21 protein-coding genes and 1 pseudogene are annotated in these 23,267 nt (G+C 71.2%); 4 read left to right on the top strand and 18 right to left on the bottom strand.

Translation table 11 applies throughout. The features are described from left to right. Positions 1-26 precede the first annotated feature (26 nt). The 13 genes and pseudogenes from rpmE to VZQ01_RS32580 form a co-directional block, all read right to left on the bottom strand. Positions 27-296, bottom strand: coding sequence for a 50S ribosomal protein L31 (gene rpmE, locus VZQ01_RS32640; RefSeq protein ID WP_141323673.1), 270 nt, complete (start codon positions 294-296; stop codon positions 27-29). 109 nt (positions 297-405) lie between these two features. Next, the gene (locus VZQ01_RS32635; RefSeq protein WP_426745593.1) at positions 406-1,350 is read right to left on the bottom strand and encodes a bifunctional UDP-sugar hydrolase/5'-nucleotidase; all 945 of its coding nucleotides are present in this window, start codon (positions 1,348-1,350) and stop codon (positions 406-408) included. A gap of 66 nt (positions 1,351-1,416) precedes the next feature. After that, positions 1,417-1,548, bottom strand: coding sequence for a hypothetical protein (locus VZQ01_RS32630; RefSeq protein WP_255316141.1), 132 nt, complete (start codon positions 1,546-1,548; stop codon positions 1,417-1,419). Continuing rightward, positions 1,545-2,393: a tetratricopeptide repeat protein gene (locus tag VZQ01_RS32625; RefSeq protein ID WP_426745592.1), complete on the bottom strand. Its 849-nt coding sequence runs from the start codon at positions 2,391-2,393 to the stop codon at positions 1,545-1,547. Before VZQ01_RS32625 ends, VZQ01_RS32630 begins: the two co-directional genes overlap by 4 nt. Positions 2,394-2,452: 59 nt before the next feature. Continuing rightward, the gene (locus tag VZQ01_RS32620) at positions 2,453-3,652 is read right to left on the bottom strand and encodes a CheR family methyltransferase (RefSeq protein ID WP_223784131.1); all 1,200 of its coding nucleotides are present in this window, start codon (positions 3,650-3,652) and stop codon (positions 2,453-2,455) included. 67 nt (positions 3,653-3,719) lie between these two features. Beyond that, positions 3,720-4,775, bottom strand: a complete 1,056-nt coding sequence (gene cheB, locus VZQ01_RS32615; protein ID WP_141332148.1) for a chemotaxis-specific protein-glutamate methyltransferase CheB — start codon at positions 4,773-4,775, stop codon at positions 3,720-3,722. Positions 4,776-4,854: 79 nt separating this feature from the next. Next, complete coding sequence (locus tag VZQ01_RS32610) at positions 4,855-6,537, bottom strand: hybrid sensor histidine kinase/response regulator (RefSeq protein WP_223745858.1); 1,683 nt, start codon at positions 6,535-6,537, stop codon at positions 4,855-4,857. Positions 6,538-7,608: 1,071 nt separating this feature from the next. Next, a pseudogene (locus tag VZQ01_RS32605) lies at positions 7,609-7,779 on the bottom strand (Hpt domain-containing protein); the annotation flags it as partial. A gap of 44 nt (positions 7,780-7,823) precedes the next feature. Then, a complete protein-coding gene (locus VZQ01_RS32600; protein WP_267700129.1) occupies positions 7,824-9,644 on the bottom strand; it encodes a methyl-accepting chemotaxis protein in 1,821 nt (606 codons plus the stop codon). Next, positions 9,641-11,431: a methyl-accepting chemotaxis protein gene (locus tag VZQ01_RS32595; RefSeq protein WP_223745497.1), complete on the bottom strand. Its 1,791-nt coding sequence runs from the start codon at positions 11,429-11,431 to the stop codon at positions 9,641-9,643. Before VZQ01_RS32595 ends, VZQ01_RS32600 begins: the two co-directional genes overlap by 4 nt. Further along, on the bottom strand, positions 11,428-11,799 hold the full coding sequence (locus VZQ01_RS32590; protein ID WP_223745496.1) for a protein CrdC: 372 nt from the start codon (positions 11,797-11,799) through the stop codon (positions 11,428-11,430). Before VZQ01_RS32590 ends, VZQ01_RS32595 begins: the two co-directional genes overlap by 4 nt. Before the next feature lie 3 nt (positions 11,800-11,802). Further along, positions 11,803-12,237: a chemotaxis protein CheW gene (locus VZQ01_RS32585; RefSeq protein ID WP_046715198.1), complete on the bottom strand. Its 435-nt coding sequence runs from the start codon at positions 12,235-12,237 to the stop codon at positions 11,803-11,805. Between the two features lie 27 nt (positions 12,238-12,264). Further along, complete coding sequence (locus tag VZQ01_RS32580; protein ID WP_141332153.1) at positions 12,265-13,017, bottom strand: OmpA family protein; 753 nt, start codon at positions 13,015-13,017, stop codon at positions 12,265-12,267. Positions 13,018-13,236: 219 nt separating this feature from the next. Between VZQ01_RS32580 and VZQ01_RS32575 the strand changes: the two genes are divergently transcribed. After that, positions 13,237-14,730 (top strand): sigma-54-dependent transcriptional regulator, encoded by a 1,494-nt coding sequence (locus tag VZQ01_RS32575; RefSeq protein WP_408889713.1) that lies wholly within the window; start codon positions 13,237-13,239, stop codon positions 14,728-14,730. 65 nt (positions 14,731-14,795) lie between these two features. Here VZQ01_RS32575 and VZQ01_RS32570 read toward each other — a convergent pair whose 3' ends face one another. Further along, positions 14,796-15,887, bottom strand: coding sequence for a response regulator transcription factor (locus VZQ01_RS32570; protein ID WP_223745494.1), 1,092 nt, complete (start codon positions 15,885-15,887; stop codon positions 14,796-14,798). Positions 15,888-16,127: 240 nt separating this feature from the next. On the opposite strand from VZQ01_RS32570, the gene VZQ01_RS43485 reads away from it, so the two are divergent. Continuing rightward, on the top strand, positions 16,128-16,745 hold the full coding sequence (locus VZQ01_RS43485) for a DUF6289 family protein (RefSeq protein WP_267700127.1): 618 nt from the start codon (positions 16,128-16,130) through the stop codon (positions 16,743-16,745). A gap of 4 nt (positions 16,746-16,749) precedes the next feature. Here VZQ01_RS43485 and VZQ01_RS32565 read toward each other — a convergent pair whose 3' ends face one another. The 3 genes from VZQ01_RS32565 to VZQ01_RS32555 all read right to left on the bottom strand — a co-directional run bounded on the left by VZQ01_RS32565 (position 16,750) and on the right by VZQ01_RS32555 (position 19,402). Continuing rightward, complete coding sequence (locus VZQ01_RS32565; protein ID WP_426745591.1) at positions 16,750-18,144, bottom strand: hypothetical protein; 1,395 nt, start codon at positions 18,142-18,144, stop codon at positions 16,750-16,752. Positions 18,145-18,404: 260 nt separating this feature from the next. After that, a complete protein-coding gene (locus VZQ01_RS32560) occupies positions 18,405-18,713 on the bottom strand; it encodes an AzlD domain-containing protein (RefSeq protein ID WP_141330903.1) in 309 nt (102 codons plus the stop codon). Beyond that, entirely contained in the window at positions 18,710-19,402 is a 693-nt protein-coding gene (locus VZQ01_RS32555; RefSeq protein ID WP_223745490.1) for an AzlC family ABC transporter permease, read from the bottom strand. The genes VZQ01_RS32560 and VZQ01_RS32555 overlap by 4 nt, the downstream gene beginning before the upstream one ends. 47 nt (positions 19,403-19,449) lie before the next feature. Here VZQ01_RS32555 and VZQ01_RS32550 point away from each other — a divergent pair, with 47 nt between their 5' ends. Continuing rightward, a complete protein-coding gene (locus tag VZQ01_RS32550; protein ID WP_223782011.1) occupies positions 19,450-20,022 on the top strand; it encodes a helix-turn-helix domain-containing protein in 573 nt (190 codons plus the stop codon). Positions 20,023-20,099: 77 nt separating this feature from the next. After that, positions 20,100-21,614 carry an Hsp70 family protein gene (locus VZQ01_RS32545; RefSeq protein ID WP_223745488.1) on the top strand — a complete coding sequence of 505 codons (1,515 nt, stop codon included), beginning with the start codon at positions 20,100-20,102 and terminating at the stop codon, positions 21,612-21,614. Positions 21,615-21,671: 57 nt separating this feature from the next. Here VZQ01_RS32545 and VZQ01_RS32540 read toward each other — a convergent pair whose 3' ends face one another. Next, positions 21,672-23,060, bottom strand: coding sequence for a neprosin family prolyl endopeptidase (locus tag VZQ01_RS32540; protein ID WP_223745487.1), 1,389 nt, complete (start codon positions 23,058-23,060; stop codon positions 21,672-21,674). Positions 23,061-23,267 lie beyond the last annotated feature (207 nt).

Raw genomic sequence — 23,267 nt, 5'->3', positions numbered from 1 at the left:
ACGCGGCGAGCGCGCGACGGCTGGAATCAGGCCTTGGCCTTCTTGCCCTTGGCGGCCGGGACGGCGATGGCGCCCTCGGCGGCGGCGGTCTCCGTGGGGTTCGCCGCGTACTTCTTGCGGAAGCGGTCGATACGGCCGGCCGTGTCCACGAGCTTGTACTTGCCCGTGAAGAAGGGGTGGCAGTTCGAGCAGATTTCCACCGAGAACGAGCCGCGGGTGGAGTGGGTCTCGACGATGTTGCCGCACGCGCAGGTGATGCGGGACGGCGGATAGACGGGATGCACTTCCGGCTTCATGACGCTCTCCAGGGTGCCTTGCCCCCAGCCGCCCACGGCAGGGAGGTCCGGCACTGTAATGGCCGGCGCTTATAACGGCGCGCCGACCGGGGCACAAGACCAGCGCGGCTCAGTGGGCCGCCGAGCCCGGGGGCTCGACACGTTCCACCGCCTTCTGGACGACCGGGTCCGCCGGTACGTCGCTGCCGAGCTGGATGTACGACAATAGATGCGTCCGGGCCGAGGGCGTTGCGCCGCCCGCCAACGTCTTCTCCAGGGACTGGCGCCGGGTCTCCAGGCTGGCGACCGAGGCCTCGAGCGCCCGCTTCTGCGCCTCGTCCTTCATCTGTCCCAGCCGCTCCTTCGCCCGGGCGAGGTTCGTCTCGACGATGCGCAGGCTGTCGCGGGTGCGCTCGCGCTCGGAGACGTCCACGAAGCGACCGGGGCCGTCGATGGACAGCTCCAGCTTCGCCACCTGGTGGCCCCGCTCCCCCGGAGGCACCACGGTGGTCAGCCCCACGCGCTGGGCGATGCCGGAGCCCCGCCCCTCGTGCGACTGCATCACGAAGTCCACGCCCTCCAGCTCACCGGCGAGTTGGAGCAGGTCGTTGTAGGGCACGGCGGCCAGCAGGATGACCAGGTCCACCTTCTGCTCGCGCAGGCGCTTCACCTCGGCGGTGACGGCGGGGAGCACGGGCAGCCCCTGGCGCTGGACCGAGGCGGCCTTGCCCTGGGCGAAGGGCTCCATGGGCTCCGGGCGCTCGGTGGCGGGCGAGGCGCCCACGAGGCCCACCTTGAGGCCGCCCACCTGCGTCACCATCGACGCGGGGAACAGCAGCTTGCCCTGCGCGTCCGCGAGGTTCGCGGACAAAAGCTTCAGCTTCGACTTGCGCGACTGCTTGAGCAGGAAGTCCACGCCCAGCGACAAATCGCGCGTGCCCACGGCCATGGCGGTGGTGCCCTGCGCGTTCATCTGCGCGAACACCAGCTCGGCGCGCGCGCGGGCATCCGGGGCCTCACCGCTGTCCCGGCTCTTGAAGAGCGCGTTGCCCGCGTCCAACACGAGGACCGGCACGCCCTTCGCGCGCTCCTTCTCTATCGTGACTTTTCTTCTGGCCAGACCGCCAGACGGGTTGTGTCGTCAACCACAGGGGGCGACTTCGCCCCCGTTGTCTCCGGTGAAGAGGAGCACGAGCTGCTTGGGCGCGGCCCCCGCGACGAGCGGGAACAGCAGCGCGGCCAGCAGGGCGAGCCCGGGCAGGCGGAGGCTCACTTCTTGCCCCCCTTCTTCGCGGGCGCCTTCGCCTTGTCCAGCTCGGCGATGCGCTCCTTGGCCGTCTTGGCGGCGCCGGACTTGGGGTAGCTCTTCACCAGCTCCTCGAGCGCCAGGCGCGACTCGTCCTTCATCTTGAGCTGGGCGAAGCACTCGGAGGAGCGCAGGTACGCATCCGGCGCGGAGGGCGTCTTCGGGTGGTCCTGCACCACCTTGCCGTACTCGAAGAGGGCCTCGCGGCACTTGGACTCGGAGAAGTACGTCTCGCCCAGGCCGTAGTGGGCCTCGCCCACGAGCGCGTCCTTGGCCCACTTCTTCATCAGCTCGTTGAAGAGCTGGCGCGCCACGAGCAGCTCGCCGGCCTTGGCGCGCTCCTGCGCGAGCGCGAGGAAGTCCTTGGGGTTGGTGGGGCGCTGGAGCTCCTCGGCCTTCTTCTTGGCCTCGGCCTCCTTCACGGCGGCGGCGCCCTGCATGGCGAGCAGCTTCTGGTCCTGGGCGCCGAGCGCCGTCTCCAGCTCGGTGATTTTATGGAGGTAGGTCTCCACCTGGCCGCGCAGCTGGGACAGGTCCTCCATCGTCTTCTGGAGCTGGATGCCGATGTCCGCGTCCTTGCGGCGCGCGGCGGTGTCCAGGCCGTCCAGGGCCTTGGTGACCTCGGCGACCTTCTCGTCGATCTTCGGCAGGACGATGGCGAGCTGCGCGCGCGCCTCCTTCAACTCCGTCTGCATCTGCGCGGAGTCGGTGCCGAGCCGGTCGACCTTCGCCTCGAGGGCGCGGCCGCGGTCCGCGGGATAGAAACAGCCAGGGAGCGCTACCAGCAGCGCGAACAGGACGAGCCTTCGCATGGGGCCGGCATCTTAGGGCCAAATCGGCGCGTCGTCCGGACTTCTCGCCAAGGGGGCGGCTAGCGGGGCCCGCCCAGGGGCTCCAGGCGGCCGGCCGCGTGCGCGCACGCCACCCGCAGGCGGCTGGGGTTGAGGAAGAAGGGCACCGGCCGGGCGCGGCCCTCCTCCAGGGCGACCAGGGCGCGGCGGTACTCGGAGGCCGCCTCGAGGGGGCGGCGGCACTGCTCCAAGAGCAGGGCCAGCAGGTAGCGGGCGGCCGCATGGTCGGGGTCCAGCTGGAGGCACTGGCGCAGGTCCCGCTCCGCCACCGCGTCCGACACGCCCGACGCGGCGCCGTCCAGCACGCACGCGAAGAGCAGGTCCGCCTCGGCGAAGGCGGGCGCCAGCGCAGGGGCCTCGAGCGGGGTCGCCGAGGAGGACGGCGCCGTGCCCCGGGAGGGCCCCTTGGAAGGTCCCGTCGGGACGGAGGCGGGCGGGCCTCGCGTCGGCTCCACGAGCGCCAGGCGCTCGGCGTCGCTCCGGACGTGGAAGAACGCCGACTCCGTGCGGACCACGCGCAGGGTGGGCGGCACCTGGAGCAGCGGCTCCGAGGACGACAGCACCAGCGTGCCCCCGGGCGCGAGGCTCTCCGCCAGCGTGGCGACGGTCCGGTGGAAGGACTCCACCGTGAAGTAGATGAGGACGTTGCGGCAGAAGATGACGTCGAAGCCGCGCTCGGCCGGGGCCCGGGGATAGGGCACGTCCATCAGGTTGTGGACCTGGAAGCTGGCCCGCTCGCGAAGCCCGCCCACCAGCGCCTGGCGCGAGCCCGTCGACACGAAGTAGCGCTCCCGGAGCGCGGGCGGCACCCGACGCAGCTGCTCCGCGGAGAAGGAGAGCCCACGCGCGCGCCGCAGCGCCGCCTCCGAGATGTCCGTGCCCAGCACGGTGCTCCCGGGGCTCGCGCCCGCCTCGGCCAGCAGGACGAGCAGCGTGGCCACCTCCTCGCCCGTCGAGCACCCCGCGCTCCACACCCGCAGGGGCCCTCCCCTCGCCCGCTCCACCAGCGGCCCGAGCACGTGCTCGCGGAAGTCGGTGAGCTGCACCTCGTCCCGGAAGAGGTCCGTCTTGTTCACCACCACCGCGGAGATGAGCCCCTCCAGCTCCGCGGCGCCCGTGGGCGACTTGAGGAACGCCAGGTACTGGTGCGGCGTCAGCCCGCGACACCGCTCCGCCAGCCGGTCATCCAGCCGACGAATCTGGGGCCCGCTCAAGGCCATGCCCGTACGCGCCGTGAGGAAGGCGCGCACGAAAGCCCATGGCGCGCTCGGAGCACGCACCGCCAGCTCAGCGCCCCACGGCCAACGACTCACCCCGCGCCAGCCGCGACAGCGTCGCCGCGACCTCGTCGCCGTGGATGAGGTGGTCCACCGCCTTGCGCTCCACCGCCGCGCCCGGCATGCCGAACACCACGCAGGACTCCTCGTTCTGCGCCAGCGTCAGCCCTCCGGCCTGACGGATGGCCAGGAGCCCCTCCGCGCCGTCCGCGCCCATGCCCGTCAGCACCAGGCCCACCGCGCGCCGGCCGTAGGTCCGGGCCGCGCTCTCCAGCAGCGTCGTCCCGGAGGGCATGTGCCCGTCGCGCTCCACGCCCGCCTTGAGCGCCACCCGTCCCCGGAAGGGAATCATGGTGTGCTGCCCCGGCGGCGCGATGAGCACGTGGCCCGGCATCAACGGCTCGCCGTCCTGCGCCAGCCGCACCTTGAGTCGGCTGGTGTTGCCCAGCCACCCCGCCAGCGACTCGGCGAAGGCGGCGTTGATGTGCTGGACGATGACGATGGGCGCGGGGAAGTCCGCCGGCAGCTCCGACAGCATCCGGCACAGCACCTGCGGCCCGCCCGTGCTCGCGGCCACCACCACCACGCCCATGGACACGGCGGGCAGCACCGACGTCGTCACGCGGGGCGGGGTGATGCCCTTCTGGGGACGACGCAGGTGGCGGATGACGCGCACCGAGGAGAGCAGCTTGATCTCCCGCACCAGGTTCCAGGCCTCGGGGCCGGCGTCGATGGCGGGCTTGATCTGCAGCGCGAGCGCGCCCAGCTCCAGCGCCCGGTACGTCAGCTCCGGCGCCTGCGAGCGCGGGTCCGCCGTCAGCACCAGGATGGGCGTGGGGCACTCGGCCATGATGTGCTCGGTGGCCGTCAACCCATCCATGACGGGCATGTCCACGTCCATGGTGATGACGTGGGGCCGCAGCTCCTTGGTCATCTCCACGGCCTGCTTGCCGTCCGCGCACGAGCCGACCACCTCGATGTCGGGGTCCTTGCTCAACGCCTCGCAGATGAGCTGTCGGCAGATGAGTGAGTCATCGACCACCAGCACCGACACTTTCTTGCCCATGCCCTGTCCATACCCCGTGCGCGAGGCGCCGAGTATAGCCAATGCTCCGTCCTGTCCTCAGGAGGTTGAGCGGGGGCCCTCAGGACAACAGTCGCCCCACCACATCCACCAGGTCCTGGCGCACCAGGTCCCCCTTGGTGACGTAGGCGTCCGCCCCCGCCGCCAGCCCACGCCGCCGGTCCTCCTCTCCACCACGGGTGGTGAGGATGACGACGGGCAGCCTGGGCCGGGCGGAAAGTTCCTTCAGCCGGCGGGTCAGCGCCAGGCCGTCCATGCCCGGCATCTCCAGGTCGGTCACCACCAGGTCCACCGGGGTGCCCTCCAGGACGTCCAGCGCGTCCGCCCCGTCGGCGGCCATGACGGTGTCATATCCCACCGCCTCCAGGAGGTTGGAGATGAGCTCCCGGGTGAGGGGGGAGTCGTCCACGACGAGGATGCGCCGGCGCCGTGACTCCGTCTCCGGGGCCGACGAGCGGGGCAGCTTCAGCGGGGACGTCCCGTGGGCGCTGGCGGTGAGGTAGGCCGCCGACAGCACCATGGCGAGCCGGCCGTCCGCCAGGGAGGTCGCGCCCGTGAGGTGGCCGAAGCGGGCCAGCACGCCGCGCAGGGGGAGGATGGCCTGGACGCGCTCCTCGAGCACGCGGTCCACGACGACGGCGGCGGCGCCGCTCTGGCTGCGGACCACCAGGACGAGCTCCCCCTCCCGGACCTCGCGCTCCGGGGACAGGCCGAGCAGCGAGCCCAGGGACGCCAGCGGCAGCACGCGGCCCTCCACAAGCAGCGCGGGCCGGCCCGCCACCTCGCACAGGTGCAGGGGCTCCACCTTGAGGGCGCGCGAGACGTGGGTGGCGCTCAAGGCGAGCGTCTCCGTGCCCACCTGGACGAAGAGCAGCGGCGCGACGGTGAGGGACACGGGGACGCGCAGCTCGAAGATGGTGCCCCAGCCGGGCGCGGACTCGACGCCCACGTCGCCCCCCAGGCCCTGGATGGAGGCGCGCACGGCGTCCAGGCCCACGCCCCGACCCGACAGGTCCGTGACGACCTCCCGGGAGGTGAAGCCCGGCAGGAAGATGAGCTCGCGGGTGGCGGCGTCGGACAGCGCGTTGGCGGCGCTCTCGTCCAGGACACCCCGGCGCACGGCCACGCGGCGCAGCTCCACGGGGTCCAGCCCCATGCCGTCGTCCTCGACGCGCAGGATGATGCGGCTGCCCTCGCGCGCGGCGCGCAGGGTGAGACAGCCCCGGGGATGCTTGCCGGAGGTGACGCGGTCCACGCGCGTCTCCAGGCCGTGGTCCAGGGCGTTGCGCACCAGGTGCATCAGCGGCTCGCGCAAGGCCTCCACCACCGCCCGGTCCGCGCGGGTGTCCTCGCCGTCGACGACGAGCTCCACCTCCTTGCCCAGCGTGCGCGACAGGTCTCGCACCATGCGCGGATAGGGCTCGAAGAGGACGGACAGGGGGAGCATGCGCAGGCCCTGGACCTCCTCGACGACCATTCCCAGGTCGCGGAGCTCTTCGTTGGAGAGCAGCTTGGACTCGCGATGGAGGTCCGCGGCCAGCTCCTTGGCGGTGCCCAGCCGGGCCACCAGCGCGGCGGCGGCGGGGCCCAGGTCCTCGGCCTCGCGGGCCAGCTTTCCCAGCTCCCGGGCCAGGGCCAGGCGGCGGGCGTTGGCGCGCTCGCGGCGACGGGCGACCTGGGCCAGGTTCGTCACCGCGCTGGTCAACAGGTCCAGGCTGGCCACGTCGATGCGGACCGCGTCCATGCGCGTCTCGGGCAGACGGGGCGACGTCGAGGTCCCCTGCCCTGGCGCGGCCACGCGAGGGCCCGGGGCAGGCGTGGGCGAGGGACTCGCGCCAGTCGCTCCTGTTGAGGGGCGGGCGGGGCTCGTCTCGGGACGTGGCGCGGAGGGCCAACCGCGATTCTGCGCGACGGTCGAGATGCCTCCCGTGGGAGGTGGGGCGCCACCGCGCAGTGGAGGCTCGGAGGGTGCCACCGTGGACACGCGGGTCATCCCCGTCCCTGAGACCCGCCAGAGCGGATTGCCACCGGGAGCCGTGCGCACCCCGCTGCGAGCAGGCCCTTCGGCGACACCGCCCTCCAGCCAGAGGGGCGCATCGGGGACGGCGCCTCCGCTTCGGGACGGGACGTCGGAAACGCGCGCCTCGCCGTGCGAGGTCCCATCGAGAGCATGCGCCTCGCCGCGAGGCGCGACGGTGAAAGCCGGGGCTAGGCTCCGCGCATCGGCATCCCTTCGGGACGCGGCATCGGCGGCAGGAGCATGGCTCCTCGCATCGCCTTCGCTTCGGGATGCGGCATCAGAAGCGTAGCTCCCGCTTCTTTCTCGCCCGTCACTTCGGGTTGCGGCATCGGCCGCAGCGGCCACTTCCTTCCCGCTCCCGTCATTTCGGGACGCGGCGTCGGCAGCAGTTGCCCCACTCCTCCCCCTCCCATCGCTTCGCGAGGAAGAGTCGGCCGCGTGCCCCCAGCTCCGTGAGTCATCGTCACTTCGAGACGAGGAGTGGGGACCCGAGGCCTCACCACCGACGTCGCCAGTCGCACCACGCGGCGCCCCGCCCCCCGACGCGGCGGCGACGGTCCGCGCCAACGACTCGGCCCCATCGACCCTCGCGCTCGAGGACTCCCCCGCGCCCTCTCCCGTCGGACCGTCCCGGGTCTCCGCGCGGGTACAGGCCTGGAGCCAGCCCACCAGCCGCACCACCTCGGGCGAGGACGCCGCGCCCGGCTGCGCCCCCGAGAGCAACAGCACCGCGTCAGCGGCGCTCAGGAGCGCATCCGCGGAGTCCGCGGACAAGGCATAGCGCCGGGGCTCCACGCAGCGGACGAGCTCCTCCATCTCGTGCACCAGCACGTTGATGTCGTCGAAGCCCATCATCCGGGCCTCGCCCTTGAGCCCGTGCAGCTCGCGCAGCGCACCCCGTCCCGCATCCGGGCTCGCCCCTGCTTCCAGCTCCATGAGTGCCCGGTTGATGCGCTCCAGGCGCACCGTCACCAGGTCCCGGAACTGCCTGAGCAGGCGCTCGCTCGGGTTCACCCGCCCTCCTCCCCTCGCAGCGTCTCCTGTCCAATCTGGAAGCGCTCCACCACCTCACTCAGGTCCCTCGCCAGCACGAGCAGGTCCGTGTTCGCGGTGCTCACCTGCTTGGTGGCGTTGAGGCTCTGCTGGGTGATGCGCAGGATGTCCGCCATCGTCTCCGCGAGCTGGTCGGTGCCCGTCTGCTGCTGCTGCGTGGCCAGCGAGATGCTCCGCACCGCGTCCGACGTCTTCCCCGCCAGCTTCGTGATCTGCCGCAGCGACTCCGACACCTGCTGCGCCAGCGTGGTCCCGGACTCCACCGCGCGCACGCCGCCCTCCGTCGCGGACACCGCCGCGGCCGAGGCCTCGCGCACCTCCTCGATGAGCCCTTCAATCTCCTTCGTGGACTCGAGCACGTTCTCCGCGAGCCTTCGCATCTCCGCGGCCACCAGCGAGAAGCCCCGCCCCACCTCCGCCGCCTTCGTCCCCTCCAGCTCCGCGTTCAGCGCCAGCAGGTCGGACTTGTCCGCCACGCCGTTGATGAACTCGACAATCTTGCCGATCTGCTGCACGCGCTTGTTCAGCCGCACCACCGAGGAGGCGATGGCGACGTTGTCCTGCTTCATGCGCTCCATCGAGCCCAGGAAGGACTCCGCGCTGCGCTGGCCCTGCTGCGCCGCGCCCAGCGTGCGCTGGGCAATCTGCGCCACCGAGCCCGCGTTCTCGGCGATCTGCCGCGCCGAGCGCGCCAGCTCCTCCGTCGTCGCGCTCGTCTGGTCCAGGGAGCTGGCCTGCTCCGTCGCACCCACCTCGTAGCGTCCGGAGGTGGTGAGGATCTCCTCCGTCGTCGCCGAAATCTGCGCCCCGGCGCGCTGGAGCTGGGACATCACGTCCGCCAGGTGCGTCCGCATGGTGGTGAAGGCCGCGGACACGTCCCAGATTTCATCCTCCGTCGGCACCACGCGAGGGCTGGCCAGGTCTCCCTCGGCGATGCGCCGCGCCTCGCTCGACAGCTCCCGCAGGGGCCGCCCCAGCAGCGTGCCGCCCAGGTACGCGGTGGTCAGCGCCAGCGCGAAGACGAGCAGCACCAGCGGCCCGCCCGACACGAGCGCCTCCACGCGAAGCCGCGAGGCCAGCTCCGCGCTCGGCGCAGCATGCGCCATGAGCTGCCGCAGCGCACGCTCTCCCAGCGCAGAGGAGAGCTGCACGGACAACACCGCCGGCGTCACCACGGAGATGAAGGCGAACGCCACCAGCCGCGCGCGAATCTCCGCCCGCCTCGGCATCGCCGCGATGAGCTGGCCGTGCGTCATGCCCAGCTCCGCCAGCCACAGCACCACCTTGCGCGAGCGCAGGATGACCAGGCAGTGCACCAGCAGCGCCGTCAGCGGACCGAACAAGAGCCCCAACCCGGCGATGCGCCGCGCCGCGTCCGCGTCCACGCCCGCCGTCCACCACACCGCGAAGCCCAACAGGGGCGTGGTGAACAGCCACAGCCCCAGCGAGCGCAGGAACGCCTCGTCCGGCCAGCGCGTCACCTCCGTCACCGCGGCCTTCAAGACCTCCGGCGTCGGAGCCACCCGCCCGAGCTCCAGCGCCCGCACCGTGCGCAGCCGCGCGAGCGACACCCACGCGCCCAGGATGATGGCCACCGCCCCCATCCCGCACGCCCACCGGACGAACAGCTCCATCCGGCCCGCCATCCCCGGCGCGTCGGAGAGCGTGAGCCACGCGTAGTGCAGCCCGAACACCACGCCGACCAGGTTGGTCAGCGGCACGGGCAGCATCAGATGACGGGTGAAGGACGTCCGCCTGGAGCTCGCACGCGGGCTCATGCGTCCTCCCCGGCCACCACGTGGAAGCGCTCCACCACGCGCTTCAAATCCCTCGCCAGCGTGGACAGGTCCGCGTTGGCCACCGCCATCTGCTTGGTGGCCGCCGAGTTCTGCTCGGTGACGCGCAGGATGTCCCCCATCGCCGCGGCGAGCTGGTCGGTGCCCGTCTGCTGCTGCTGCGTGGCCAGCGAGATGCTGCGCACCGCGTGGGACGTCTGCCGCGCCAGTTCCAGGATGAGGCTCAGGCTCTCGTCCACCTCGGCCGCCAGCACCGTGCCCGCGTCCATGGCCTTCAGCCCCGCTTCCGTCGCCATCACCGCCGCGTTCGTCGCGTCGCGGATCTCCTCGATGAGGCCCTCAATCTCCTTCGTGGAGCGGATGACGTTCTCCGCGAGCCTGCGCATCTCCGCGGCCACCAGCGAGAAGCCCCGCCCCACCTCGCCCGCCTTCGTCCCCTCCAGCTCCGCGTTGAGCGCCAGCAGGTCCGACTTGTCGGCGATCTCGTTGATGAACTCCACCACCTTGCCAATCTGCTGCACGCGCTTGTTGAGCCGCACCACCGCGTCCGCGATGGCCTGGTTGTCCTGCTTCATGCGCTGCATGGCGCCCAGGAACGCCGCCGCGCCGCGCTGGCCCGTCTGCGCGGCGGAGAACGTCGACTCGGCGATGGTGGACACCGACTCCGCGTTGCCGGCGATCTGCTGCGCCGAGCGCGCCAGCTCCTCCGTCGTCGCGCTCGTCACGTTGAGCGAGCTGGCCTGCTCGTCGGCGCCCGCCTCCTGCTCACCGGACGTCGCCACCAGCTGCTCGGTGGTGGTGGATATCTGAAGGCCCGCGCGGCGCAGCTGGGTGAGTGCCTGGCCGAGCTGCGCCTGCATCTGCGCGAAGGCCGCCGAGGTGGCCCACACCTCGTCCTCCGCGGGGATGACGCGCGGAGGCCGCAGGTCTCCCTGGGCGATGCGGGTGGCCTCCTCGGTGATGGCGCGCAGGGGCCCCGCGATGACGGTGCCGCCCAGGTGCGCCGTCAACAGCACCAGCACCGCCACCAGCCCCGCGACGGCCAACCCCCGCTCGTCGTCCACCCGCCGCACCGCCATGTCCCGCTCCTGGGGCGACTTCGCGCGCACCACCTCGTCCATGGCCCGCGAGGTGCCGGTGACGGTGGCGTCGAGGATGAAGAGCGAGGGGGTGAGCACCGCGATGGCGGTGAAGAGCACCATGTGCCGGCGCATGTGCAGCCGCCGGGGGGGCGCCGCCGCCACCACGTCCAGCGGGGACAGCCCCCGGGCCGCCACCAGCTCCACCGCCCGACGACAGCGCCGAATCACCAGCAGGTAGATGAGCAGCGCCGTCAGCGAGCCCAGACACGCGCCCACCAGGACGATTCGCGGCGCGAGCCCCAGCGACGCGTCCGTCCAGGGGATGAAGATGAACGCCACCACCAGCGCGCCCAACAACCAACTGCGCAGCGCGAAGGAGAAGACCCTGTCGGGGAAGGCCCGGGCCTCCAGCAGCGCCTGGCGCAGGTGCTCGGCGGAGGCGGGCAGCGCCCCCTCCCCCACCGCGTGCAGCACCCGCAGCGAGCGCCGCGCGTTGAGCCGCACCAGCCACAAGGACAGCGCCGTCACCACCACCACCAGCCCCAGGAAGCGCAGCCACGCCTCCCGGGGCAGCGCATCCGTCAGCAACCCGTGCAAGAGCGCCAGGCAGATGCCCACCGTGCTCGCCGGCATCACCGGCCTCGCCACCCAGAGCGCCAGCCCCCGCACGTCCGAAGGCCCCGTCACGCCGCGCCCCCCATCCGCCGCCGGAGGAACCGCTCGAAGTCCGCCAGCCCCAACAAGGGCCAGAGCACCCCGCGCGCCAGCACGAAGCCGCGCAGACAACCACCCGACGCGCTCACCGCCACCGGCGGCGCGGTCAGCACCGGGTGCGCCTCCGCCTCGATTTCGAGCGCGTCCACGCCCACCGCCCCGCCCGACGTCGCCACCAGCACGCGCTGGGCGCCCGCGGACGCCTGGAAGGCCAGCCGGGCCGAGGCCGCGTCCTCCTCCCCCGGCGAGGTGATGGAGAGCACCTCATGGGCCAGGAACGCGAGCCGATGCGGGCCCGCGTGACACAACAACATGCCCCGCACGGGGCCTGCCGGGGCCATGACTCAGGCGCCCTGGCTGAGGTGGTCGAAGAGCCCTTCGGGGTCGATGACGGCCACATCCCGGGGGCCGCTCTTGGCGGGGCCTCTCAGGTGGACCTGGACGCCCGCGGAGCCCAGGGGCTCGAGCGCTCCCGTCACCGGGGAGACGCCGGCCACCGTGGTCGCCGTCAGGGCGAGGGTGCCGCGCGGCAGGCGCACGAGGACGGCCCGCCGCGAGGACTGGCTGGCGCCGCCCACCAGCAGGCCCATGTCCACCACCGGGATGACCTCTCCCCGGTGGGCGAACACACCCAGCAGGTGGGCTGGAGCCCCCGGTACCCGCGTGAGCTCGGGGAAGGTGACGACCTCCGCCGCGCTGTCCGCGGGTACCGCGTACCAGCTGCTACCGCAGGCGAAGACGAGATAGGACTGACGCGCTTCCGGCTCGTGGACGGCCATGTGGCGCCAAGCCTACCTCAGCCTCCACTAGCGCTGGAACTCGACCCGGCGGTTCTCGCTCCACGCCTCTTCGGAGGAGGCGTTGTTCACCGGGCGCGTCTCACCGTAGCCCACCGTCGTGACGGTGTTGGACTTGATGCCCAGGTCCGTCAGGTAGCGCTTGACGGCCGCCGCGCGGCGGTTGGAGAGCTGGAGGTTGTACTCCTCCGTGCCGCGCTCGTCGGCGTGGCCCGCCAGGGTCAGCTTGCCCGCCTGGCCCGTCTTCAGGCAGTTGGCCAGGTCCGACAGGCGCTGCTGGGCCTCGGAGTCCAGCGAGGACTCGTTGAAGCCGAAGCGGATGGGGCTCCAGTCGCACTTGTCCGCGGAGGCCGTCACGCAGCGGCCGGCGCTGCACTCCTGGCCGTCACCGCAGTCGGAGTTGGACGCGCACGTGTCCGTGGGGACCTGGCAGCGGCCGCCCTGGCACTTGCCACCGGACGGGCACGAGGAGTCGTCCTTGCACTGGGCCTCGGCGCACTTGCCGGCCTCGCAGATGCGGCCGTCACCGCACTGGTTGTCGACGGTGCACTCGGGCGGCTTGGGCGCGCACTTGTTGCCCTGGCAGGAGAAGCCCTCCTTGCAGTTGGCGTCGGTCGCGCACTCCTGGCACGTGCCCTGGACACAGACCTCGCCCTTCTCGGAGCAGGTCGAGTCGTCCTTGCAGTTGGGGTAGCTGGGGGGGCAGCCGGTCAGCACGGCCATGGCGAGGCCGAGACCCGCCCACAGAGAAATCCGACGCATCATTCCTCCCGAAATCATTGAAACGAAAGAAGCACCCGCAGGGGACGGGTAGTCGGGTCGCGTGTAGTCTCAGTCGCCGGGGTGAGTCAAAGCTTTTGTCCCTTTCGAGACACCCCTCCGCGCCCCGAAACCCTTGAATGTCCAAATATTTTCCGTGAGATTGTCGCTGTTGCCCGGGAGCGGCCGCGTGACGTGGTCCCCGGGCCGGGAGCGCCCCGCATGCCCGCATCCGTGCTCATCGTCGATGACGAGAAGAACATCCTGCTGACCCTGAGCCAGTCGTTGCAGCTTGCGGGATATCAGACACATCTGGCGGCCAGCGGGCAGGTGGCGCTCGACGTGGTGAGCGCGCGGCCGGTGGACGCGGTGTTGATGGACGTGAAGATGCCGGACATGGATGGGCTGACGGCGCTCGCCCGGCTCACGGAGCTGCGGCCCGAGCTGCCCGTCATCATGATGTCGGGGCACGGCACCATCGACACGGCGGTGAAGGCGACGCAGCTGGGGGCGCGCGACTTCCTGGAGAAGCCCATCGCGCGGGAGCGGCTGCTGGTCGCGCTGCGCAACGTGCTCAAGCACCAGGCGGCGATGGAGGAGCTGCGCGAGCTGCGCGAGCAGCTGGGGCGCTACGACATGGTGGGCAGCGGCCCGGCCATGCAGCGCATCTTCTCGCTCATCCAGCGCACGGCGCCGTCCGAGGGGCGGGTGCTCATCACCGGTGAGAACGGCACGGGCAAGGAGCTCATCGCCCGGGCGCTGCACCAGAACTCGCGGCGCAAGGCGTCGCCGTTCGTGAAGCTCAACTGCGCGGCGGTGCCGCACGAGCTCATCGAGAGCGAGCTGTTCGGCCACGAGAAGGGCGCGTTCACGGGGGCGGTGAGCGTGCGCCGCGGCAAGTTCGAGCTGGCGCACGAGGGGACCTTGTTCCTCGACGAGATTGGCGACATGCCGCCGGCCATGCAGGCCAAGCTGCTCAGGGTCCTCCAGGAGGGGGAGCTGGAGCGGGTGGGCGGCGCGGAGACGCTCAAGGTGGACGTGCGCGTCATCGCCGCGACGAACAAGAACCTGGAGCAGGAGATTGGCGCGGGGCGCTTCCGCGAGGACTTGTACTACCGCATCAACGTCGTGCAGATTCACTCGCCGCCCCTGCGTGAGCGGCGCGAGGACCTGCCGGACCTCATCGGCACCTTCCTGCGCGAGGCCTGCGCGAAGAACGGGCGGCGGCCGTTGACGCTGTCCCCGGACGCGCTGGCGGTGATGAGCGCCTACGACTACCCCGGCAACGTGCGCGAGCTGCGCAACCTAGTCGAGCGGCTGGCCATCCTGTGCGAGGGCCCCGTCGTCACGCGCGCGGACGCGCTGGAGCTGCTGCCCCGGGGACGCGGCGTCGTGCCGCCTCCGATGGAGACGGTGGCCGCGCCGGCGCCCACGCTGGACTCGGCCGTGGTGGCCGCGGCGAGCACGCCCGCGCACGCGCTGGTGGCGCCCCCTCCCCCGACGTCGGCACCGGCCACCGTGGTGGGCTTCCGACCTCGCGCGGACAAGACCTTCCGCGAGCAGGTGGAGGACGCCGAGCGGGAGATCATCCTCTACGTGCTGGCCCATACCCACGACAACGTCACGGAGGCCGCCCGGCTCCTGGACCTGGAGCGGGGCCACTTCTACAAGAAGATGAAGGCCCTGGGCCTCCGGCGCGGCCAATCCGAGACGTAACCCCAAGCGTCGTCACAAATGTTTCAGCGCCACCATGCTGAAACATTTTCAAACACACTGTTGTCTCAAGCCCCTCGCGCGACGCCTTGGGGCCCCGCGGACATGCCCACCAACTGGGCGATGAACTCGCGGCGGCTGCGGACCCTGGCCTTGGTGAAGATGGCCTTCAGGTGGTCCTGCACCGTCGCCGGGGTGATGGCCAGCGTCCGGGCGATGGTGTCCGTGGTGTGCCCCTGGGCCACCAGGATGGCCACGTCCTGCTCACGGGCCGTCAGCCCCAGGCTCATCAGGGCCATGGGCAACACCTCCGCGGGCGTGGCGGGCGCCACGACGATGGCGACCTGCCCGTCCGGACGCCCCTCCAGCAGGGACGCATGCAGCGTGAGCCACTGCCCCGTGCGCGTCCTCACCCTGGAGCGCGACGGCACGTCCCTGCGCCCCGCCGCGCCCAGGCCCCGGGCATGCTCGGCCACGGTGATGACCCCGGACGGCACCCCCGTCGACGACGGTGACGTCTCCGCGAGCTCCGCCAGCACCGCCTCCGCCCTCGGGTCCGCCGACATCAACTGCCCCCGGGGCCCCAGCACCGCGATGCCCGGCAGCGGCTGCCCCTCCCCCTTCGGCACCGTGCCCTGGTACGAACGCCACAACATCTGCCCGATGTGCGCGGAGAAGCGCTCCATCATCCCCAGCTCCCGCTCCGTGTAGGGCCCCCGGTCCGTCGCGCGGAGGAACGTCGCCGCGCCCCAACACCCCGAGGGCAAGTCGAAGTTCACCCGAAGCTCGTCCCCGAAGCCGAAGGGCGCGATGAGCTCGCGGTAGCGCGCGCTCTCGTCGAGCTTCTCCCCCGCCGCCCTCCGCAACGAGCCCACCCGCTGCCCGGACGCCCGCAGCCCCGCGAACGTCAAGGGCTCCGGCGCCCACAACTCCAGATACGCCGCCCGCTCGAACCCCCGCGGGTCCAGGTTCTCCATCACCGTCGACGTCACCAGCCCCGTCGCCGGGTCCGTGCCATGCCAACAACTCGCATCCACTCCCAGGGGCTCGCGAAGCAAGACATTCAGCCGCGTGAACAACTCCCCCAAGGGGAGCTCCGCTTCGGACAGCTCACGCAAGGCGCCCAACAACTCTCGCTCCATCCGGGAACGCGTCACCATTCCCTGACAATATCCAGCCCAGACAAGAATTCCCCACTTTTCTGGGATAGACGCGCCCGACGGGGCCAACGCACCCTGTCGGCAATCCCTGTCCCTCGTGGAGGAGCCGTGCGCAATCACCCCCGTGGTCGCGTGACGATTCGCGTTGTCGCCCGGAGTGCGACCTTGGCGCTCTGCGCGTCTGTCCCCGCGGATGTGAGCCCCCTGACAGTCCTGCATCAACAACAACAGCAATACTGCATGAAGCCAGCCATCGGGACTCCCGGCGGCAATGTCAGCGCCGCGCCTTGTCATGCCTCGGGGCTCGACTGGGAATTCGAGCCGGTGCGGGGAACCCAGGCCCACCGGGAGCGCATCCGGAATGGAAGTTTCTGTCTGGGTGCTCGCGGGCGACGTCTGGTCTCCGCGCGCTGTGATGACAGTCTCGAGCAGCAATGGGTCATCACCCCGTTCGAGACACCCGGCGCCCCTCCGCCTCCGGGGTTCCGGGGCATCCAGCTGAAGAGCGCCGCGACGGGGGAATGCGTGGAGGGGGCGCCGGAGCCCGTGGGAGGGGCGCGCATCCGCCTCCATCCGGAATGTCAGCCGCACCCCTCGCAGCAATGGAACGTCCATCGCTCGGTGTTCGAGCGGCTCCTCGTGGAAGCGCCCCCCGAGGCCCCCCGCGCCCCGCGACGAGCACTCCTGGCGTCCGGCCAGAGCGAGCGCCTCCAGTTCTACGCGGACGAGGGCCGCACCCTCCTGGTGGGATGGCGCGGCAGGGATTGCCTCGGTGCCCAGACGTCCTGGGGCGTGTCGTCCCCCCATGAGACGCGCGTGACGGCCCCCTGCCCGCGCGAGGCAGGGGCCCTGGAGTGACGGCTCAGAGCGGGTCGGCCGTCGCGCAGCTCGGCGACGCGCTCTCCGCCACCTGACGCGTCAAGGACTTGCGGCTCGCGTCGGTGAACGGGGACACGCCCATCACCAGACACGTCCGGTAGAGCAGCGCCTTGCTCGCGGGGAAGGCGTCGATGGCCGTGCTGAAGTCGTTGTTGAAGTACACCGAGGTGAACGCCGAGCCGTAGAACGGGCTGGAGCCCCAGGCGAACTTCTTGCCCGTCACGCCCGTGGCCGCGTTGAGCCCGCTGTACTGCGCGGACTGGAACGGCCACTCGCCCGCGGAGAAGCCGTCGCTCAGCAGCGCCCGCCCCGTGGCGGCCTTCGTCGCGCCGTTGTTGGTGCTGTAGCCGCCGTAGACCAGCCCCGCGTCCTGGCCCAGCTTCAGCTCGACCAGGCCCAGCTCGTACAACACGCCCGTGCCCGAGTGGCGCGCGAGCAGCGCGTGGTACTTGCGCGTGGCGCCGATGGGCTCGTTCCACGTCCAGTTCGCCTGGGTGGTCAGCACACCCGCCACCGGTGCCTGCGTGGTGAAGTGGTTGCGCGTGTCGCCCCACTGCACGTTGCTCAGCGGCGCCTGCGGGTCGGCGTCCGCGAACTCGACGACACCGTAGGGGCCTCGCATGTCGAACGAGAGCTGCCCCGCCGTCGCCTCGCCCAGGTCCAGCCGGATGTCCAGGCGCGGGAAGTCGACGCCCTTCTGGAAGACCCAGCGCAGGGTGAGCGGCACCAGGAACTTCTGGTGGGACGCGGTGGCGGCCGGCGTCGCCGCGGTGACGTCCGCCATGGCCACCCGGGTGCCCCACTTCGGATAGGTCGTCGTGAAGGTGTGGCTGGCGGAGGTGCTCGCCGGGAGGATGGACGAGGGGACACCCCGCACCGCGAAGCCATACCCGAGCGGCGAGTCGTCCTCGCCGTTCAGCCCCGCGATGGTGCCGGACGCGCCGTTGTCGAACTGGCGGTACAGCTCATGGCCCACGAAGTAGCCGAAGCCGCGCTCGCCGCCGCCCGTGCCATCCACCGTCACCGTGCGCCAGTCGGCGCCCGCGGCGACCTGATAGGTCATCTGGACCGCGTACCCGCCATTGCCCGCGGCGGTCTGCCGCTTCAGCGACAACGTCCTCGGGCGCCCCTTCGAGTCCGTCCACGTGTAGCGGTCCACGTCGACGCCCCCCACCACGGCGGACTCGCGAGAGACACCGTCCCCCTGCTCGAAGGCGGGCACCTCGGGCCCCGCGTCCGGGGTGCCCGCGTCCGGCGTCCCCGCGTCACCACCGCCGGCATCCGGGCTGCCCGCATCGTCCTTCGAGTCACTGGAGCCGCAGGCACACAGACACAGCGCCGTCGCCAGGAGCGTCACCTCGAGCCACCGCTGATTCATTCGCATCCGTCGCGGTTATCACGCCTCACGGTGCGTCGACATCCGCCGACCGGGACGTGAAGAAATACACGCAGCGCCCGAAGGAATCCCGCCCTCGACGTTGCGCGCGGCGCCGCGCTCCTTCATCCAGACAGTGTCTGTGGCGCGGCGCCCGTCTTCGAGGGCAGCCTGACGCCCTACCCCAAGACCTACAACCAGAGCACCTGTCCCTGAACCTCACGCGCTTCGAGCACGGCTGACCTCGGCCCTGCTCGACGTGCTCACGGCACGCCGAGCAGGCGCAGCCCCGCCGCGGTCGCCGCCGCGGCCACCACCACCGCGATGAAGGGCAGCCGCAGACACGCGAGCACCGCGCCGACGAGCACCCCCGTCGGCCGGGCCCACCCGGCGAGGCCTCCCTGTGCCAGCAGCGTCGACGTGGCCACGAGCGCCGCCAGCATCGCGATGGTCGCCAGCGCCATCCGCTCCTGCACCCGCGCCGACAGCTTCAGCCGCTCGCTCAACAGCGGCCCCGCCACGCGAAAGCCATACGTCCCCAGGGCCAGCACCAGAATCGGCAGCAAGGTCATCGCAGCGCCACTCCCACGGCGAGAATCGACAGAATCACCGGCAGCCCCATGGGCAGCCACGGCGTCAGCACCAACGCGATGAGCGCGCCCACCAGCGCCACCTGGCGCGCCTTCGCCGCCCGCTCCCTCGCGCCCGCCTCCGCGTCCTGCTCCCGGGGCGGCAACAGCGATGGCAACAGCAGCGCGACCATGCACGCGGGGAACGCCGCGTCGAGCCCCAGCGACTCGGAGCTGCCCACCACGCGCCCCGCCCAGCCGCCCAGCACCACGCCCGTGTTCCACCCCACGAACAACATGCCACCGCACAACCAGTAGGCCGCCCGACGCCGTCCCGGCTCCCGCTGGGACAGGGCGAAGGCCACCGACTCGTCCACCATCAGGTGCGCGCCCAGCAGCCGCGTGGACCACCGCTTCCCCAACAGGTCCGCCACCGCCAACCCGAAGGGAAGATGCCGCGCGTTGAGCAACAGCCCCGCGACCACCGCCGCCGCCGGACTGCCCCCCGCCGCCACCATCCCCACCACCACGAACTGCGCGCCGCCCGCGAACACCACCACCGACATGAACAGCGCCATCCACACCGACATCCCCGCCGCCACCGCCAGCGCCCCGAACGACACCCCCACCACGCCCGACGCCAGCGCCACCGCCCCCACGTCCCGCACCAACACCCGGTCCACGTTCGCCATGCATCTCAATCTGGACAGAAGCCACCCGTTCGTCAATAAGAACGACCATGCCGGTAAAACGAACACCCAAGCCCCCTCGTCCGCTGGACGCCATCGCCGTCGCCCTGCGCCGGGAGCGTGAGCGCGCGGACATGTCCCTGTCGGAGCTCGCGCGCCGCGCGGACATCTCCAAGTCCACGCTGTCGCAGCTGGAGTCGGGCGCCGGCAACCCGAGCATCGAGACGCTCTGGGCCCTGGCCGTGGCGCTGGGGGTGCCCTTCAGCCGGCTGGTGGACCCGCCCGCTCGCGAGGTGCGCGTCATCCGCGCGGGCGAGGGCGCCGCCATCCGCTCCGAGCAGGCCCACTTCACCGGCATCATGCTGTCCGCCTGCCCGCCCGGCGCACGACGGGACCTCTACGTCATCACCCTGGAGCCCGGCTCCGCCCGCCACGCCCAGGCCCACATCCCCGGCAGCGTCGAGCACCTCATCGTCAGCAAGGGTCGGCTGCGCGCGGGCCCCTCGGACCACCCGGTGGAGCTGGCCCCGGGCGACTACGCCACCTTCCCCGGCGACGTGCCCCACCTCTACGAGGCCCTCGCCCCCCACACCGTCGCCGTCATGGTGATGGAGCACGTGTAGGCGGGTGAACCGCGACTCCGAATCCCTGGAATCTCGGAGCTGAACCGCCGGGCCAGACATGGGAGACTCCGGGGCGCATGAGTACGGCCCCCATCCTCGGAATCGACTTCGGGACCACCAACACGTCGGCGGCCTTCTTCGACAAGGCGGGCAAGCTGCGGCTGGTGCCGGTGACGGACAAGAGCTTCACGCTGCCCTCGGTGGTGTGGTTCCACGCGGCGGACAAGGCCATCGTCGGCCACGCGGCCCGGCGGCAGATCATCGACGACCCGCGGCACACCGTGTTCGGCGCCAAGCGCTTCCTGGGCCGACGCTACCAATCCGAGTACGTCACCCAGCACAAGGACAAGTACGCCTTCGAGCTGGTGGAGGCGCCGGACGGGTACACCGCGGTGACGATGTACGGCAAGCAGACGTCGCTGACGGACGTCACCCACCTGGTCATCAAGCAGATCCTCACCCTGGCCACGCACGCGGCCGGCGAGCCCTTCAAGGAGTGCGTGCTCACGGTGCCCGCGCACGCGAGCATCCGCCAGCGCGAGGCGGTGCGGCAGGCCGCCGAGATGTGCGGCCTCAACGTGCGCGCCATCATCAACGAGCCGACGGCGGCGGCGCTCTACTACGCCAACCTGCGCAACCCCGAGCAGACGGTGATGGTGTTCGACCTGGGCGGCGGCACGTTCGACGCCACGCTGCTGGCGGTGCAGAACCGGGTGGTGAAGGTGCTCGCGACGGGCGGCGACGCGTTCCTGGGCGGCGCCAACTTCGACGAGCGCATCGTGGAGCTGCTGGTGGCGGACTTCCAGCGCCAGCACGGGTTGGACCTGCGCGGCAACCAGGTGGTGATGCAGCGGCTGGTCTTCGCCGCCGAGTCCGCGAAGATGGCGCTCAGCACGCGCGAGTCCACGGTGCTCCGCGTCCCCTGCATCGCGCAGAAGGACGGCGGCTTCATCGACTTCGACTACACGCTGACGCGCAAGCAGTTGGAGGAGATGGTGTTCCAGCTCATCGAGCGCACCGCGTCCGCGTGCGACGACGTGCTGGAGCGCGCCAGGCTCAAGGCGGAGCACATCGACGAGCTGGTGCTGGTGGGCGGCCAGACGCGCATGCCCGTCATCCGGCAGCGCTTCTCCCACTTCAAGCGGCTGTCCTCCGACAAGGAGGTCAACCCGGAGCTGGGCGTGGCGGTGGGCGCGGCCATCCTCGGGCGCAACCTGGCGCGCGGAATCACGGGCCTGTCGGACGTGGTGCCCATGCCCATCGGCATCATGGTGCCCGGCGGCGCCCAGCACGAGGTCATCCCCGCCAACACCCCCGTGCCCGCGACGAAGTCCGTGACGCTGGAGCTGCCCCTCATCCCCGGCCCCATCTCCGTCGCCCTGTTCGAGTCGCTCGACACCACCACCGTGGACCGAGAGCTGCTCGGCACCGTGCGCATCGACCTGGACTGGCGCACCACGCACAAGGGGCCCACCACCCTGGAGCTGCGCATGGGTCAGGACTTCGTCCTCGCCGCGGCCCTCGTCTCGCCCCAGGGCACCCGCCACCCGCTGCCGATTACCGATTTGCGCGCCCCCAAGCGCGCGTCCTGAGCCAGCCCGGGCGGGGAGCAGCTGTCCCCGCCTCCCACCCGGCGCTGACGACGTGGGCTACGTGCAGTTGCCGTTGTAGCCGGGGCCGCCGAAGTAGAAGTACCGGCCCCAGCCGCCCGGGTTGCTGGACTGGCTGATGTCGTAGCAGTTGCTGTCGTTGCGCCACGCGCTCAGCGAGGTGGGCTCACGATAGACATTGCCCGTGTCCACATAGAGGATGTTGCGGGTGTACGCGGCGTGGCTCCAGCCCGCGCCCGGGTACGCGCCGCTGCCCATGTCCGTGGACGTGTGGAGGTTGAGGTTGCGGTTGTCGATGATTTCGCCGCCGAAATCGATGACGTCCGCCCGGTCCGCCAGGCCCGCCGCGTCGAAGCGCGCGCGCGGGTAGTAGCCCACCCACGTGTCCTGGAACTTCAGCCACCAGGCGCCCGTGGTGCCGTCCTTGAACCACATCAACTTGAACTCGTACTGGGCGCCGCCGGCGACGCTGTAGTTGTCGAAGCCTCCGCCGATGAAGACGGACGTGTTCGTCTGCACGAACGCGCCACAGCTCAGGTTGTAGCAACCCCCGCTGCCGTAGTTGTCCGGCGTGAAGTAGATGAAGAGGCGCGAGCGGTCATCGCCGTAGAGGTCGCGGTAGCGCTGCCAGCCGACCTCCACCGTCTCCAGCGATGCGCCCGAGCCGCGCACCACCCACATCTGCGACAGGCTGAACTCGCTGCTCAGCTCCGTGTACGGGCTCCACAGGTTGAAGATGGCCTCCGCGCCCATGTTGTTCACCCACTGGGACGTGTGCGCGTACTGGTGCAGGTCCGTGGGGCCCGCGCGCAGGGACGGCGTGGGCGCCTGCTCGGAGCGCCGCTTGCCCGTCTCCACGGAGACGTTGCCCGTCAGGTGGCTGGGAATCTTGCGGCGGAAGTCGTCCAGCGACTCGAAGCGCTTGAGCGTGTCGAGCGTCAGCTTGACGATGGGCACGCTGCCTTCCGGGCAGCGCCTGCGCGCGCCCGTGGCGTCCAGCTCGTCCGCGCGGCCCTCCAGCGTCGCGGGCTCGGCGCGCCACTTCGCCGCGAGCGAGTCCCCCGGCGCCACCGGCCGCTCCGGACGCGCGATGGGCTCGGTGCCCGGCGCCAGCTGGATTCGGTGGTTCTCCATGCCCGGCTGACGCAGCGCGGGCTGCGCGTACAGCGGCACGCAGTCGATGGCCTCGCCGCCGCGACTGGTGAAGCGATGCACCACGTCCTTCTCGTCATAGAGCGACTCGGCGTAGGCCTTCATCCGGGCCAGCTCCGCCGTGTCCCGCACGCGCTCAACCAGCGCCGTGCTTCCCGTGGCCTCGGGGGCGGCGACCTCGGGCTCCGCGACACCTCCGCACGCCAGCGCGCCCAGCATCACTCCCGACACCGAGCCCAGACGCCAGCCACGCGACGACCTTCGCTGCTCGTTCATGCAATGCCCCTCTTGGTTGGTGCAATGCCCGGCCTGTTTCGTGGCGAGGCATGGAATGAACGCCTGTCATGGAATCCTTCGTTTGGAGCCTTTCATGTCTCACGAGGGGAGGTGCGGACACGCAGGAGGAGGAACGGCGGGATGGGAAGATTGGCGCGGGACTGGAGTCCGAGCCGGGGCTGAGTGTCGGGGCTTGGACATCCGTCC

The sequence above is a fragment of the Myxococcus faecalis genome, assembly GCF_050039385.1.
Taxonomy (GTDB): Bacteria; Myxococcota; Myxococcia; order Myxococcales; family Myxococcaceae; genus Myxococcus; species Myxococcus fulvus.
Note: the sequence above shows the minus strand (reverse complement) of the source record. Positions and strands in the feature narration are given on the sequence as shown.

Coding starts and splice junctions, on each gene's coding strand:
- rpmE (WP_141323673.1), bottom strand. CDS start 296: ATGAAGCCGGAAGTGCATCCCGTCTATCCGCCGTCCCGCATCACCTGC.
- VZQ01_RS32625 (WP_426745592.1), bottom strand. CDS start 2,393: ATGCGAAGGCTCGTCCTGTTCGCGCTGCTGGTAGCGCTCCCTGGCTGT.
- VZQ01_RS32620 (WP_223784131.1), bottom strand. CDS start 3,652: ATGGCCTTGAGCGGGCCCCAGATTCGTCGGCTGGATGACCGGCTGGCG.
- cheB (WP_141332148.1), bottom strand. CDS start 4,775: ATGGGCAAGAAAGTGTCGGTGCTGGTGGTCGATGACTCACTCATCTGC.
- VZQ01_RS32610 (WP_223745858.1), bottom strand. CDS start 6,537: ATGGACGCGGTCCGCATCGACGTGGCCAGCCTGGACCTGTTGACCAGC.
- VZQ01_RS32600 (WP_267700129.1), bottom strand. CDS start 9,644: ATGAGCCCGCGTGCGAGCTCCAGGCGGACGTCCTTCACCCGTCATCTG.
- VZQ01_RS32590 (WP_223745496.1), bottom strand. CDS start 11,799: ATGGCCCCGGCAGGCCCCGTGCGGGGCATGTTGTTGTGTCACGCGGGC.
- VZQ01_RS32585 (WP_046715198.1), bottom strand. CDS start 12,237: ATGGCCGTCCACGAGCCGGAAGCGCGTCAGTCCTATCTCGTCTTCGCC.
- VZQ01_RS32580 (WP_141332153.1), bottom strand. CDS start 13,017: ATGCGTCGGATTTCTCTGTGGGCGGGTCTCGGCCTCGCCATGGCCGTG.
- VZQ01_RS32575 (WP_408889713.1), top strand. CDS start 13,237: ATGCCCGCATCCGTGCTCATCGTCGATGACGAGAAGAACATCCTGCTG.
- VZQ01_RS32570 (WP_223745494.1), bottom strand. CDS start 15,887: ATGGTGACGCGTTCCCGGATGGAGCGAGAGTTGTTGGGCGCCTTGCGT.
- VZQ01_RS43485 (WP_267700127.1), top strand. CDS start 16,128: ATGAAGCCAGCCATCGGGACTCCCGGCGGCAATGTCAGCGCCGCGCCT.
- VZQ01_RS32565 (WP_426745591.1), bottom strand. CDS start 18,144: ATGAATCAGCGGTGGCTCGAGGTGACGCTCCTGGCGACGGCGCTGTGT.
- VZQ01_RS32560 (WP_141330903.1), bottom strand. CDS start 18,713: ATGACCTTGCTGCCGATTCTGGTGCTGGCCCTGGGGACGTATGGCTTT.
- VZQ01_RS32555 (WP_223745490.1), bottom strand. CDS start 19,402: ATGGCGAACGTGGACCGGGTGTTGGTGCGGGACGTGGGGGCGGTGGCG.
- VZQ01_RS32550 (WP_223782011.1), top strand. CDS start 19,450: ATGCCGGTAAAACGAACACCCAAGCCCCCTCGTCCGCTGGACGCCATC.
- VZQ01_RS32545 (WP_223745488.1), top strand. CDS start 20,100: ATGAGTACGGCCCCCATCCTCGGAATCGACTTCGGGACCACCAACACG.
- VZQ01_RS32540 (WP_223745487.1), bottom strand. CDS start 23,060: ATGAACGAGCAGCGAAGGTCGTCGCGTGGCTGGCGTCTGGGCTCGGTG.